Source organism: Corallococcus aberystwythensis, assembly GCF_003612165.1.
GTDB classification, from domain to species: Bacteria; Myxococcota; Myxococcia; order Myxococcales; family Myxococcaceae; genus Corallococcus; species Corallococcus aberystwythensis.
In genome coordinates, this window is record NZ_RAWK01000055.1 from 1 (window position 1) to 11,509 (window position 11,509).

General features: G+C 72.1%; 9 protein-coding genes and 1 pseudogene. 7 read left to right on the forward strand and 3 right to left on the reverse strand.

Translation table 11 applies throughout. The annotated features are described in order from the left end of the window. The 3 genes and pseudogenes from D7W81_RS11310 to D7W81_RS11320 form a co-directional block, all read left to right on the forward strand. A pseudogene (locus tag D7W81_RS11310) lies at positions 1–923 on the forward strand (penicillin-binding protein 1C); the annotation flags it as partial. Beyond that, positions 920–2,149 (forward strand): SpoIID/LytB domain-containing protein, encoded by a 1,230-nt coding sequence (locus D7W81_RS11315; protein ID WP_147445435.1) that lies wholly within the window; start codon positions 920–922, stop codon positions 2,147–2,149. The pseudogene D7W81_RS11310 and the gene D7W81_RS11315, both read left to right, overlap by 4 nt. Positions 2,150–2,357: 208 nt before the next feature. Beyond that, positions 2,358–3,848 carry an OmpA family protein gene (locus tag D7W81_RS11320; RefSeq protein ID WP_120555368.1) on the forward strand — a complete coding sequence of 497 codons (1,491 nt, stop codon included), beginning with the start codon at positions 2,358–2,360 and terminating at the stop codon, positions 3,846–3,848. A 60-nt stretch (positions 3,849–3,908) separates the two neighbouring features. On the opposite strand, the gene D7W81_RS11325 is transcribed toward D7W81_RS11320, so the two are convergent. After that, the gene (locus D7W81_RS11325; RefSeq protein ID WP_244227140.1) at positions 3,909–4,685 is read right to left on the reverse strand and encodes a DUF72 domain-containing protein; all 777 of its coding nucleotides are present in this window, start codon (positions 4,683–4,685) and stop codon (positions 3,909–3,911) included. A 140-nt stretch (positions 4,686–4,825) separates the two neighbouring features. On the opposite strand from D7W81_RS11325, the gene lipA reads away from it, so the two are divergent. The 4 genes from lipA (at position 4,826) to lipB (ending at position 9,977) form a co-directional block, all read left to right on the forward strand. Beyond that, positions 4,826–5,755 (forward strand): lipoyl synthase, encoded by a 930-nt coding sequence (gene lipA / locus D7W81_RS11330; RefSeq protein WP_120555370.1) that lies wholly within the window; start codon positions 4,826–4,828, stop codon positions 5,753–5,755. A 44-nt stretch (positions 5,756–5,799) separates the two neighbouring features. Further along, positions 5,800–7,065: a dihydrolipoamide acetyltransferase family protein gene (locus D7W81_RS11335; RefSeq protein ID WP_120555371.1), complete on the forward strand. Its 1,266-nt coding sequence runs from the start codon at positions 5,800–5,802 to the stop codon at positions 7,063–7,065. A 99-nt stretch (positions 7,066–7,164) separates the two neighbouring features. Continuing rightward, a complete protein-coding gene (locus D7W81_RS11340; protein WP_120555372.1) occupies positions 7,165–8,895 on the forward strand; it encodes a ClpX C4-type zinc finger protein in 1,731 nt (576 codons plus the stop codon). Beyond that, a complete protein-coding gene (gene lipB, locus D7W81_RS11345; RefSeq protein WP_120555373.1) occupies positions 8,892–9,977 on the forward strand; it encodes a lipoyl(octanoyl) transferase LipB in 1,086 nt (361 codons plus the stop codon). The genes D7W81_RS11340 and lipB overlap by 4 nt, the downstream gene beginning before the upstream one ends. 6 nt (positions 9,978–9,983) lie before the next feature. Here lipB and D7W81_RS11350 read toward each other — a convergent pair whose 3' ends face one another. Both D7W81_RS11350 and ribA read right to left on the reverse strand, forming a co-directional pair. Next, positions 9,984–10,790, reverse strand: a complete 807-nt coding sequence (locus D7W81_RS11350) for an MBL fold metallo-hydrolase (RefSeq protein WP_120555374.1) — start codon at positions 10,788–10,790, stop codon at positions 9,984–9,986. A 34-nt stretch (positions 10,791–10,824) separates the two neighbouring features. Next, positions 10,825–11,499 carry a GTP cyclohydrolase II gene (gene ribA / locus D7W81_RS11355; protein WP_014396543.1) on the reverse strand — a complete coding sequence of 225 codons (675 nt, stop codon included), beginning with the start codon at positions 11,497–11,499 and terminating at the stop codon, positions 10,825–10,827. Positions 11,500–11,509: the final 10 nt, after the last annotated feature.

An 11,509-nucleotide genomic window follows, 5' to 3' on the forward strand; every position in this document is an offset into this window, starting at 1 on the left:
CGGCGCAGGGCTACCAGTTCCGCGCGACGAAGGACGCCACCGGGACGCCCATCACGCTGCGCGCGGCGTTCGGGCCGGATGGCTCGGCGTTGAGGATTCCGCAGGAGATGCAGGAGCACCGCTTCCTGGCGGCGCGGCCGGTGGAGTTGCTGACGGACGTGCTGGCGGACGAGGCGGCGCGGGCGCCGGCCTTCGGGTTGGACAATGCGTTGCGGCTGCCGTTCCGCGTGGCGGCGAAGACGGGGACGAGCCGGGCGCACGTGGACAACTGGGCGGCGGGCTTCACCCGTGAGCGCACGGTGGCGGTGTGGGTGGGTAACTTCGACGGCACACCGATGCGCGGCGTGTCCGGCATCACGGGCGCGGGCCCGGTGTTCGCGCGGGTGATGGCGCTGGCGATGCGAGGCATCCGCGCCGCGCCGCTGGTGGACCGGAGCCACTTCGAGGCCGCGGAGATCTGTCCGCTGTCCGGCGAGCGCGCGGGCCCGAACTGCCCCGGGGCGATGAAGGAGGTCTACCTGCCGGGAACGGCGCCGCGCCACGACTGCAAGATGCACCGGAGCGACGGCGCGCTGGACGTGGGCCCGGCGTACCTCGCGTGGGCGCAGGCGGAGGGCCTGGCCTCCAACTCGCTGAGCAACGAGGGCGGCCCGGGGATGGAGCCCGGCTTCATCCTGCCGGCCAACGGAGACGAGTTCCTGGTGGAGCCGGAGCTGCCCGAAAGCGCCCAGGCCGTGCCGGTGCGCGTGATGGCGCCGCGGGGCGCGAAGCTGCTGGAGCTGCGCACGGACGATGGGCGCCGCATCGAGCTGCGCCCGCCCTTCGTGACGCGGCTGCCCGCGGTGGAAGGGGAGCGCCGGCTGGAGCTGTGGGCGCCCGGTGGCTCCGCGCCGCTGGCGGTGACCCGGTACCGTGTCCGATGAACGCGGCGGGCGTGGCCGTGCTCATCGCCGCGCTGGTGGCCGGCACCGGGCGCACGAGCACGTTGGATGATGCCGTGCATGTCCCGGGTGCCCAGAACCCGACAACGGCCGCCGCTCACGCCCGGTCGTCGCCCGCTGCTTCCGGACCGGCCCATCGCGCGAGCATGTCCCCCAGGCCCGCGGCCAACGCGCGTGAGGCGAAGCCGAAGCCCGCGTCCGGCACGCAGGTCGCCGTCCGGATCCTCTCCAAGCACCGGCCCGCGCGGCTGCGGTTGGAGGGCCCGCGCTCGCTGGAGGTCGTGGCGTCGGGGAACACGCTCATCGTGGAGGGCCGTCCGCGGCCCTCCGCGCTGCGGTTGGATGCGGGCCGCTGGCATGCCCGGGGCCGGGGCTTCGACCGGCGTTACGAGGCAGCGCTGTCGCTGGAGGCCCGGGACGGAGAGCTGCTCGTCGTGGCCACCTTCTCGCTGGAGGACTACGTCGCCGCTGTCACCGCGAGCGAGACCGAGGTCGACACTCCCTTCGAAGCGCTCCGCGCCCAGGCCATCACCGCGCGCAGCTACGTGCTCGCTTCCGGCAAGCGGCATGACGAGGCCCGGGCCTGCGACCTCACCCACTGTCAGGTCCTTCGCGGTGAGGGCTTCGCCCGCCACCTGCGCCGCGCCCGCGATGCCGCCCGCTCCACGGAAGGCACCGTGCTTCGCCTTCGCGGTGGAGCCATCGCCCTGACTCCCTTCCACGCAAGCTGCGGCGGACACACCGCCGAGCCCGTGGCCGTGTTCGGCGCCCCGGACCTCTCCGGTGCCGCCGCCGTGCCGGACCGCTGCCCCGCATCGCCGTGGCGCGCCGTCGTGCCTCGCGCGCTGGTGACGTCCGCCGCGACGGAGGTGCTCGGTGGCCGCGCGCAGGCGGAGGACCTGCTGCTGGACCGGGACTCCAGCGGCGCGGTGGTGCGCATCGTGGACCGCGCTTCGGGCCGCACTGCCCTCGGTGACGCGTTCTTCCGCGCGCTCGGAGCCCGCGCCGGGTGGGATCGGATCCGCAGCGCACGATTCACGATGACGCTTGGCGGTGACCAGGCCCTCCTCGAAGGGCAGGGCCACGGTCACGGCGTCGGCCTCTGTCAGGCCGGCGCGGCCCTGCTCGCACGGCAGGGATGGACCGCGGAGCAGTTGCTCGCGCACTACTTCCCGCACGCCCTCCCCGGGAAGCTCCAGGACAAGTGAACGCGGGGGCCGGGATGGCCTCCGGTTCGCAGTCGTCCGCGAAGGTGACGGCCTGCCAGGGGCTCTCCTCCGGCCTCTCCGCTAGGGCTTATCAGCACCCGGTCCGCTCCGTATCGATTGCACCAGAGCCCTCAGCCCCGCGCGGTCCGTGGGGAGGTGGCTTCGCGCACCGGCCATCCCGGTGCGGGACCCGACCGGGAGGCATCACATGGCGTTCAATCTCATCGAGGCAGTCGGCTCACAGTTCATGCAGAAGGGATTGCTCCAGAAGATCAGTGGCTCGCTGGGCGAGGACCCGCAGGCGACCACCAAGGCGTTGCCGGGCGCCATCGCCGCCGTGGCCGCGGGCGTCGCGGAGCAGGGGGGAAACGAAGCCGGCGCCCACCGCCTGCTGTCGAAGCTCAACGAGGGCGGCTTCACCGGGCCCGACGCGCCCACCCGCGCGAGCGGCGTCAGCGAGGGGCTGATGGACGAGGAGGAGCGCGGGAAGGGGATGCTGAGCGGCATCTTCGGCAACAAGCTGGGCGGCATCACCGAGGGGCTCACGCGCTTCGGCGGGATGCGCAACTCCGGCTCGGCGACGCGGCTGTTGTCCCTGGCCGCGCCCATGCTGATGGGCGTCCTGGGCAAGCAGGTGCGCGACCAGCGCATGGGGTCGTCCGGGCTGATGCAGCTGCTCAACGGCCAGCGCAACAACATCGCCGCGGCGCTGCCGGCGGGGCTGGGCGGCATCCTGGGTTTCGGCGGTGCGCGCCACGCGGTCGCGGAGGTCATCGAACCCCACCGCGAGGTGTCACAGGTCCGTGAGGTGGGCCCCATCCGGGAGGCCCACACCGTGCGCGAGACGACGTCCCGGCCGACCTACAACCGTCCGCCGGAGCGCAAGAAGAGCATCGCGGGCTGGGCCGTGCCGCTGGCGCTGCTCGCCCTGGTCGCGCTCGCGTGGGGCGCCCTGCGCGGACGCCGGGACGAGCGCCGGGCCCCGCAGGTGACCCGCACCACGCCGCCGCCCAATCAGAACCGCGTCGCGCAGGCCCCCCAGCCCATGGAGCCCGAGCCCGCGAAGCCCCCCGCGGCCCCGCCGCAGCAGGCCGTGCAGCCGCCTCCGCCCGCGACGGGCGGCTCCGGCGACGTGGAGAATGAAGGCACCGGCGGCTCCGGGACGCAGCCGGGCGAGAGCGCCAACATGGCGGCGGACTCGGGCACCGGCGGCTCCGGCGACGTGGAGAAGCAGACCGCGGGCGCGGCGAGCGCCGACATGGCGGCGGACGCGGGCACCGGGGGCTCCGGCCAGGAGAAGGCGCGCGTGAGCGACCCCAGCAGCCTGCGTGAGGCCATCGACGGCCCGGGGGCGGCGCAGGGCATCGTGCTGGAGGGTGTGGCGTTCCGCACGGGCTCGTCGCAGCTCACCTCGAAGAGCCAGCGCATGGTGGACGAGCTGGGCAACGTGCTGAAGGAGAAGTCCGAAACGCGCGTGCGCATCAAGGGCTACACGGACTCCACCGGTAACGCGGACACCAACCGCCAGCTGTCGGAGACCCGCGCGGAGAGCGTCCGCAGTGAGCTGGTGCGCGACGGCGTGCCGGAGGATCGCATCGAGGTCAGCGGCGAGGGTGACGCGGATCCCATCGCCTCCAACGACACTCCCCAGGGCCGCGTGCAGAACCGCCGCATCGAGGTGCAGGTGCTCGGTCAGTGATCCCCCGGGCACGCGGTCCCGGCGGCGTCCGGCCCTGACGCAAGGGCCGGGCGCCGCTGTCTACGTCACGGCGGACGGCTCCGGCCGGTGCAGCGGTTCACCCAGCAGGTCCGCCAGGTCGAACGCGTCCAGGAGCGCATGGCCCTGGAGGTCGTTGTTGAAGAACACCCAGGCCGTCCGCCCCGAGTCGCGCCAGGCGCGCAAATCGTCCGCGACCCGCCGGAGCGTGCGGCGTCCATAGCGGCCTTCGTAGCGCCCGGACGTGCCGTGGAAGCGCAGGTAGCGGAAGCCGCCAGTGGGGTGGGGCACCGGCGCTTCCACGAGGTCGTGCTCGCACACCGCCGCGCCGTAGGACTCCAACACCGCCAACACCTCCAGGTGGTACCAGTCCGAGTGGCGGAACTCGAAGACGTGCTGCACGCCGCCCGGCAGGTGGGCGAGGAAGCGCTCCAGCCGTTCGGGGTCCGGCTTCTTCATCGTGGGCGGCAACTGCCAGAGGATGGGCCCCAGCCGGCCGCCCAGCCGGAGCACGCGCGAGTGGAAGTGCGCCACGCCTTCCCCCACCTCCGTGAGCCGCTTCAGGTGCGTGAGGAAGCGGCTGCCCTTGCACGCGAAGCGAAACCCCCGCGGCACCTGCTCACGCCAGCCGTCCACGGCGGCCTCCGTGGGCAGGCGGTAGAACGTGGCGTTGAGCTCCACGGTGGAGAACACGCGCGCGTAGTAGGGGAGCCAGCGGCGGGCCGGCAGTCCGTCCGGATAGAAGAGCCCCTTCCAGTGCTTGTAGACGTACCCGCTGGTCCCCAGGTGGATGGCCGCCATGTGCTGGAGGATGGGCATGGCCTCCCCGCATGGCCGCGCCCTGTCCACCGCGTTACACCTCCCGGAAGTTGTCCTCGGGGCTGGCCCGCGCTAACGCGAGGCGTTAGGGCTTCACGCTTGACCCTGCTTTCACCCACCCTCTAGAAGGCCCGCGACCCATGGCGACTCCCGACCGGTTCCCCCTCCCACAGGTCTCAGACAGCACCCGGAAGCCCGAGTGGTTGAAGGTGCGCCTGCCGCATGGCGAGGGCTATGAGCGGGTGAAGGCCATCGTGAAGCGGGTGGGGCTGACCACGGTGTGCGAAGAGGCGCGCTGCCCGAACATCGCCGAGTGCTGGGGCGGAGGCACCGCCACGGTGATGCTGATGGGCGAGGTGTGCACGCGCGCCTGCCGCTTCTGCCACGTGAAGGTGGGGGCGCCCCCGCCGCTGGACCCGATGGAGCCCATCCATCTGGCGCAGGCGGTGAAGGAGATGAACCTCGAGTACATCGTCGTCACGTCGGTGAACCGCGACGACCGTCCGGACGGGGGCGCCAGCCACTTCGCGTCCGCCATCCGGGAGCTGCGCAAGGAGAGCCCGCGCACGCTCGTGGAGGTCCTCATCCCCGACTTCAAGGGCAAGGAAGAGGACCTGGCCACGGTGGCGGAGGCGAAGCCGCACGTGGTGGCGCACAACGTGGAGACGGTGGAGCGGCTGACGCCGACGGTGCGCGACCGCCGCGCCACGTACCGCCAGTCCCTGCGCGTGCTGGAGTACCTCAAGAACCGCCCGGAGAAGGTCTACACCAAGACGTCCGTCATGGTGGGCCTGGGCGAGACGGACGCGGAGCTGGAGCGCACGTTCAAGGACCTGCGCGACGTGGGCGTGGACGTGCTCACGCTGGGCCAGTACCTGCAGCCGTCGCAGTACCACCTGCGCGTGGAGCGCTTCGTGACGCCCGCGCAGTTCGAAGCGTACAAGGCGCTGGCGGAGTCCTTCGGATTCCTCTACGTGGCGTCGGGGCCGCTGGTGCGCTCCAGCTACCGCGCCGCCGAGTTCTTCATGAAGGGCCTGATGGAGCGCGAGCGCGTCGAGCGACTCGGCTGACCTGACGCACCCCTTCCCCAACCCACAGAGAGACACTCCCCCTCATGGCGACTTTCGAATTCAAGCTCCCGGATCTCGGCGAAGGCGTGGCGGAGGGCGAGCTCGTGAAGTGGCACGTCAAGGAGGGCGACCTGGTGAAGGAAGACCAGGTGCTCTGCGAGGTGATGACGGACAAGGCCACGGTCACGGTGCCCACCCCCCACGCCGGCCGCGTCGTGAAGACGCACGGCCGTGAGGGCGACATGGCGAAGGTGCACCAGCTGCTGGTGACGATGGAGCTGGAGGGGAGCGCCCCCGCGGCGCAGGCCCCGGCGTCGCATGGCGCCCCGGCGGCTCCGGCTTCGAGCCCCGCGCAGGCGGCGGCGCCCGCGGCTCCGGCTTCGGCCACGAAGGTGCTGGCCACGCCCGTCACGCGCCGCATGGCGCGCGAGCACGGCCTGGACCTGGCGGAGATCTCCGGCTCGGGGCCGCAGGGCCGCGTGACGAAGGCGGACGTGGTGGCGGCGCTGGAGGGTGGCAGCGGCGCGCCGAAGAAGAACGAAGTCGCCGCGGCTCCCGCGCCCCAGGCCGCGCGTCCGGCGGCGCCGCTGGCGGCGGGGAAGGGCGACGAGCGCATCGCGCTGCGCGGGCTGCGCAAGAAGATCGCCGAGAAGATGGTGCGCTCGAAGTTCACGATGCCGCACTTCGCGTTCGTGGAGGAGGTGGACGCCACGGACCTGGTCGCGCTGCGCACGCGGCTCAACAGCCAGCTGGCGGCGGCCGGGGACGGCACGAAGCTGACCTACCTGCCGTTCATCGTGAAGGCGACCATCGCGGCGATGAAGAAGTTCCCGCACCTCAACGCGAACTTCGACGAGGCGTCGCAGGAGCTGGTGGTGCGCGGCGAGTACAACATCGGCATCGCGGTGGCCACGCCGGACGGCCTCACGGTGGCGGTGGTGCGCAACGCGGATCAGCTCACGCTGGGCGAGCTGGCGAAGGAGATCTCCCGCCTGAGCGTCGCGGCGCGTGACCGCAAGCTGAAGATGGAGGAGCTGACGGGCGGCACCTTCACCATCACCTCGCTGGGGCAGAGCGGCGGCCTGTTCGCCACGCCCATCCTGAACCACCCCGAGGTGGGCATCCTGGGCGTTCACAAGCTGAAGAAGCGCCCGGCGGTGAAGAACGACCAGGTCGTCGTCCGGGACATGATGAACCTGTCGCTGTCCTGCGACCACCGCGTCATCGACGGCGACGTCGCGGCGAGCTTCGTGTACGAGATCATCAAGTACCTGGAAGCGCCGGACCTGTTGTTCCTCGCGATGGCGTGAGGACACGCGTCGCGGGGCTCACCTGACCGCCCCTGCTCCGGGGGGCGGCCGGGACGCGGGGGACTTCCGGAACAGCAACGCTGAAGGCGGGCATCCGCGATGGCCGACAATCCCCGTGAGTTGATCCGCGCCGCGCAGACCGCCGAGCTCCAGGGAGACCGCGCGCGAGCGGCGGAGTGCCTGGAGCAGGCCGCCGCCCTCTATCAGCGCTCCGGGCACACCTCGCGCGCCTCGCAGCTGTTGCGGCAGGCGCGGCAGCTGAAGTCCCGCGCCCCGGACGTGAGCCCCGCCTTCACCGCGGCGATGACGGGCGGTAAGGACGCGGTGGCCTTCCGCGCGGTGGGCTGGGGCGACGCGGTCTCCGACGCGTTCAACGACAAGGCCGACGCGGTGGTGCACACGCTGGAGGCCCACGAGGACCCCACCGTGCCCCGGGCCACGCCGCTTCCTCCGGAGCCTGGCCTGCCCCGGCTCGCCGGGAGGATCGCCGCCGTCGGTGCCTCGTCAGCCTCCGAAGCCGTCACCCTGCATGACGGGCCTGGGGCCACGGGCACGGCCGCTGCTTCCGAGGGGAGCGCCGGTATCGAACCAGTGACCGAGCCCGAAGCCGCGGAGCCCGCCGCTTCCGGCGACGTGGGGGCATCCAGCGATACGCCACAGGAAGTCGCCCCTGCCTCGCGGCGGCCCCAGTCCGGACGGACGCATGCCGCCGGCACGAAGCGCCCGCGCAACGCCCCTGAAGACGATGTCGTCGTCCCGGGGGGCCTGCTGCTGCCTCCCGAGGAGGACGAGCTCATCCCCGCGACCGGCCTGCTGCGTGCCTCGGGCGCCGGGGACGCCGTCATCCCCGGGGGACTCCTGCGGCCGCCGGACGAGGACACCTCGCCCGTGCATGCCGGACCGGCGCGGGGCCGCCGGCGCGAGAAGCGCATCATCGAGCGGGGACCCACCCGCGCGGATCCGGCCCTGGACGCCTGGTGCTCGTTCTGCTGCCGCCCGCGCGGTGAGGTGGGCGACCTGGTGGCGGGCCCGGCGGGCGCGTTCATCTGCAAGGGCTGTCTGGGCGAATCCCAGGGCCTCCTGGGCGACGTCGTCCCCTCGCCCCCCGTGCGCAAGCCCGTGGTGGCGGAGGAGCCTCGTGCCGGGGTCGTGGAGATGGTGGGCCACGACGAGCTGAAGACCCTGCTGGAGCGCACGCTCCAGGTGGGCGCGCGCTGCCTGCTGCTCGTGGGCCCGGAGGGCTGCGGCAAGAGCCTCTTCTTCCAGTCGCTCCAGCGGCGCGGGCAGGGCGTGCTCGCGTCCGTGGAGTCGCTGGAGTCCACCCCGGGCACGGAGCCGCTCCTCGTGGAGGACGTGGACCGCCTGGAGTCCGGAGTGCAGGCCGCGCTCGCCGCGTTCCTCGCGAGCCACCCCCAGCGCGCGGTGGTGATGAGTGCTCGGGGCGCGGTGGCGTCGCTGGGCCTGTGGGTGCGAGGGGAGGGCGGCAGCCTGCCCGTGCCCACCACCGCGGGCATGATCGAAGCCGTGCAGGGACTCGTGCCGGTGTCCCTGCTGGAGCGCGTGCAGGTGCTGCTCCCGGTGCGCCGCCCCACGGTGCCGGAGCTGGTGGAGGTGGCCCGCCGCTCGCTGGCCCTGCGCCAGCCCGCGGTCACCTTGTCAGAGGAAGTCCTGGGCGCGTTCGCCGCCGAAGCGGTCCGCTCTCCGCGCGCGGGGCATGAGCTCCAGGCGCTCCTGTCGCGCGTCTATGCAGGCAGCTGGAGCCTGGAAGCGGCGCCGACGCCCGCCGCGCCATCCCACAACCCACGAGGGGGGCGAAAGGGATCATCATGAACACGCTCACCGTCTTCCGCCTGGGCCGGGTGGAGTACGAGGACGGACTGAAGCTGATGCACCTGTTCGGCGAGGCCCGCCTGCAGGAGCTCATTGGAGACGCGCTGCTGCTCCTGGAGCACCCGCCCGTCCTCACGCTGGGCCGCGCCGCGAAGCGCGAGAACATCACCGCCACCGACGCGCGCCTCGCGGAAGAGGGCGTGGAGGTGTTCGACACCAACCGGGGCGGCGACGTCACCTACCACGGCCCCGGACAGGTGGTGGGCTACCCCATCCTCCTCTTGCCCCCGGAGCGCCGCGACGTGCGCCGCTACGTGCGCGACGTGGAGCGCGGCCTCATCCAGACGCTCGCGGGCTTCGGCCTCACCGCCGGCGCCATCCCCAAGTGGCCAGGCGTGTGGCTGGGGCTGGAGGGCTCGCCGGACGCACGGAAGATTGGCGCCATTGGCGTGCACCTGTCGCGCTGGCTCACCACGCACGGCTTCGCGCTCAACGTGAACACGAACCTGGAGCACTTCCAGCTCATCGTCCCGTGCGGCATCCGCGAGGCGGGCGTCACGTCCATGCAGCGCGAATTGGGCCACCCCGTGTCCGTCCCGGACGTGGAGGAGGCGCTCGCGCGCGAGTTCACCCAGGTCTTCGATGCGGAGCGCGTGGACGGCACGGTGGACCTGCGCACGGTGAGCGTCGCCGTGGTGCAGGGCCAGGGCCCTGAGGCGCGCGTGCTGCTGCTGCGCCGGACGCCGGAGCGCGGCGGTTTCTGGCAGACCGTCACGGGCCGCCTGGAGCCGGGTGAATCCCCCGTGGAGGCCGCCCGCCGCGAGGTGGCGGAGGAGACGGGCCTCACGCTGCCCGTCGTGGACCTGGCCTACCGCCACGCGTTCGCGCTGGGGGAAGCGCTGCCGCCGAAGCTGGTGGAGGAGCACGGCTTCGCGGTGCACGTCGCGCCGGACACGCAGGTGCGCCTGGGCCCGGAGCACGACGCCTTCGAATGGGTGGACGTGCCCACCGCCCTCGCGCGGCTGCCCTTCCGGGGCCTGCGCGAGACGGTGGCCCGGGCGCTCAATCAGCCCGGGCCCTGACGCCCGTTACAGCTGGATGACCATCGCCTCCTTGGCGGCGATGGAGTTCTTGCGGTGCTTGCGCACCTCGCGCAGCAGCTTGTCCATGCTCGCGTCATCGCGGCCCGGGTCGTGGTGGAAGAGCACCAGCTGCTTCACGTCGCTGGCGTCCGCCGCGCGCACCGCCGCCTCCCAGGTGGAGTGGCCCCAGCCCGTGCGGCCGCGGTACTCCTCCTCCGTGTACATGGAGTCGTAGATGAGCGCGTCCGCGCCTCGCGCGAAGTCGAACAGCTTCGAGTCCAGCGCGGTGCCGTGCTCCACGTCCGTCGCGTACACCAGCGAGCGCCCGCCGAAGTCCACCCGGTAGCCCACGTTGCCGCCGGGGTGGTTCAGCTCCAGCGTGCGCACCGTGGCCTTGCCCACCGGGATGTCCTCGCCCACCACCACGTCCCGGTACGCCAGGCGCGTGCGGAACACGTCCTCCGCCGTCACCGGGAAGTAGGGGTGCACCATCTGCCCGGCCAATATCTGCTTGAGCGACTTGCCGTCCCGAGGCGACCCGTACAGCGTCACGTCGTTCGCCGGAGAGAACATCGGCGAGAAGAACGGCAGGCCCTGCAGGTGGTCGTAGTGGTAGTGCGAGATGAAGATGGACGCCTTGACGGGCTTTCGCGTCGCCACCAGCGCATCCCCCAGCCCGCGCGCTCCAGAGCCCAGGTCGAAGATGAGCAGCTCATCCCCGCAGCGCACCTCCACGCACGGCGTGTTGCCGCCGTAGCGCTTCGTCGCGGGGCCGGGTGCGGGGATGGAACCGCGCACCCCCCAGAAGCGCACCTCGAAGCGCGCGGTGCTCCGCCGGGCCGGGCGCTCAGCCGGCCTTGGCTTCGGTGTCGTCGTCCTCCGCGAAGAGCTCAATCAGGTGCCCCGTACGCTCGCGCTTCGTCTTCAAATAGTCGACGTTATGCGGATTGTGCTCGGTCCGGGAAGGGATTCGGCGTCGGACCGCCACGCCTTCCTCCACCAGCCCGGCGATCTTCAGCGGATTGTTGGTGATCAGGTCCACCGAACGCACATCCAGCGACCGCAGCATTTCCGCAGCGATGTCGTACGAGCGCAAGTCGTCCGCGAAGCCGAGCTGCCGATTGGCCTCGTAGGTGTCCAGCCCCTTGGACTGCAGGGCGTAGGCCTTGATCTTGTTGCCCAGGCCGATGCCCCGGCCCTCCTGGCGCAGGTAGAGCACCACGCCCAGCCCGTTCTGGGACACGAAGTCCAGCGCCCGGTCCAACTGCTCGCGGCAGTCGCACTTGAGGCTGCCGAAGACTTCGCTCGTGAGGCACTCGGAGTGGATGCGCACCGGCACCCCCTCCATCCCCTTGGGGTCGCCCACCACCAGCGCCACGTGCTCCCGGCCGTTGCGCTTGTCGCGGAAGACGATGGTCTTCAGCACCCCACGGGCCGTGGGCACGTCCGCCTCCGAGTACCGCTCCAGGTGCTGGGTCGGCTTGCGGGTCGGCAGGACCTGGGGTGAGCGCGTGTCGGACATGGTAGGTCGT